Annotated in this window: 1 protein-coding gene and 2 pseudogenes; all 3 read left to right on the top strand. The window is 29.8% G+C overall.

Translation table 11 applies throughout. The features are described from left to right. Window positions 1-93: 93 nt before the first annotated feature. A pseudogene (locus tag OL66_RS04410) lies at window positions 94-530 on the top strand (hypothetical protein); the annotation flags it as partial. Next, window positions 469-873 (top strand): hypothetical protein, encoded by a 405-nt coding sequence (locus tag OL66_RS03165; protein WP_034172439.1) that lies wholly within the window; start codon window positions 469-471, stop codon window positions 871-873. The pseudogene OL66_RS04410 and the gene OL66_RS03165, both read left to right, overlap by 62 nt. A 124-nt stretch (window positions 874-997) precedes the next feature. Next, window positions 998-1,545 (top strand): annotated as a pseudogene (locus tag OL66_RS03160) (hypothetical protein); the annotation flags it as partial.

Raw genomic sequence — 1,545 nt, 5'->3', positions numbered from 1 at the left:
TTAGTTTGAAAAGATATGAAATTATCTACTTAATTTTAAGTCTTAAAGAACAATTTTAAAGACAAAATTTGTCTAAAAAAACGGAACAGCGCAATTAACGCTTTTACAGGCAATGCCGTGACTAAAACTAAAGTGTTTTATGATAAAGCTATCCAACCAATTCGTCAAGTTATCGAGTATATCTATAATAAAGTAACAGGTAATGATAAAATCCTAATCAAAATCCTTCGCCAAAAGAGAAATTAGGTTATTATCTAGCCACTACTTTAAGCGTCATCGGAATTTGTTTATGACTTGGAAAAATCGGTCATTGGTTAAAAAGTGGCAAGAAAAAGACTATCAAAAAAGGAACTAAAACTATCATTAAAAAGAAAGCTACTTCCAAACCCATCTTACAAGCACCATCTATTCAACAACCATTCAATCCAACTATTATTGAAAATGAAGAATCAACTTTAACTAATAATAATGAAGTTAAAGAAGAAACAACTCAAGAAGAAAGTAAAACTGGTAACCTTAACAATCCCTGATAAAGGTTCAGTTGAACCAACAACTGAACCTACCTTATTGCAACAAGAACAACTCCAACACACACTACCACTTGGCGAGGAATTAAAAGAAACTAACAAAACAAGGGAAACTCAACAATTAACTCCTGAAGAAATCATCAAAGCGAAAAACTTATTAGAAATCCAACTCCAACAAGAAAAAATTAATAGTTTAACTTTAGAAACTCAAAAAGCCAATTTAGAACATGATCTAACTCAAAAACAAGAAGAATTAGAAAACAATCAAAAACTATCGAAACAAGAAAAACAAGAACTTCAAAAAGAAATAAATCAACAAACTGAAAAAATCCGTTCTAAAAAATGAAATCTTTACCCAAGATCAAAAGATTAATCAATTAGAAACTGATCTTCACCAAGAAAAAACGATCAACACGGAAAAAGAAAAACAAATTAATCAATTAATCAATCAAATCAACGAACAAAACCAAATGACCGAACAACTCCAAAACCAACTCCAAGAACAAAAATCTTTAATCGAAAGGAAAAACCAAGAATTAATAACCAACCAAGCTTTACCTGAACAAGAAAAACAAGAACTCAAAAAGGAAATCAATCAATTAACTAATAATTTTCAACAAAAAGAAAAAGAATATCAAGCAACTATCTACCAAAAAGAACAAGAAATCACCCACTTAAACCAAATCATCAACGAACAAGCAAATGAAATTAACCGTTTAAGTGAGGAATTAGAACAACAAATCGACAAATGGGTAAAACAAGGCCTTCATATCGAAACTTTAGAAGGAACAATTAAGGCTTTAGAAAATGCTTCTGCTAAATATATTGAAGAAAACGCCGAACTCCGTCATGAAATCAATAAACTCAAAGAACAAATAAAAGACGAACAAAAAGCCCATGAAGCAACTAAAATAACCTTAGAAGACAATAAAAATAAATTAATCGAAAAACGAGAAAAATTACAAAAAATAGAAGAAATGATAAAAGTACAAGAAAATACTATAGTGCCGCAATTCAA

Source organism: Chrysanthemum yellows phytoplasma, assembly GCF_000803325.1.
Taxonomy (GTDB): Bacteria; Bacillota_I; Bacilli_A; order Acholeplasmatales; family Acholeplasmataceae; genus Phytoplasma; species Phytoplasma asteris.
The sequence above is the reverse complement of the archived record's forward strand: the minus strand, read 5'-3'. Positions and strand labels throughout refer to the sequence as shown.

Bases quoted from the DNA above. Each gene is read 5' to 3' on its own strand.
- OL66_RS03165 (WP_034172439.1), top strand. From the start codon at position 469: ATGAAGTTAAAGAAGAAACAACTCAAGAAGAAAGTAAAACTGGTAACC.